Source organism: Pontibacter beigongshangensis (assembly GCF_014332515.1).
Taxonomy (GTDB): domain Bacteria; phylum Bacteroidota; class Bacteroidia; order Cytophagales; family Hymenobacteraceae; genus Pontibacter; species Pontibacter beigongshangensis.
Genome location: NZ_VFSD01000075.1, coordinates 1 through 228, shown reverse-complemented (window position 1 = coordinate 228; position 228 = coordinate 1). Strand labels below are relative to the sequence as shown.

Sequence of the window (228 nt, the reverse complement as noted above, 5' to 3'; positions counted from 1 at the left end):
AGAGAAGTCTTCGCTGTCGGAGGAAGCCAGATAGTTGGCCGTCTCGCCATAGCTGTAGGAAGCGCTCGCCGTCCCGGCATCAATGTTGTTGGCATACTCCGCAGCGGGGGTCAGATTCAAGCCCCCGGCACCCGTTACGCTCACCGTCGCCGGCTCAATCGCAGAGCCGCTATAAGTGAAGGGACCGCCAGTGATGCTCACAACCGTAGTCGTAGCAGCCTTCCCGAT

The 228-nt window shown here is 60.1% G+C and carries 1 protein-coding gene; it reads right to left on the bottom strand.

Annotated features, from left to right (window positions below; all coding sequences use genetic code 11):
• A partial coding sequence (locus FJM74_RS22250; protein ID WP_206684098.1) for a hypothetical protein occupies positions 1-201 on the bottom strand: 201 nt, incomplete at its 3' end.
• Positions 202-228 lie beyond the last annotated feature (27 nt).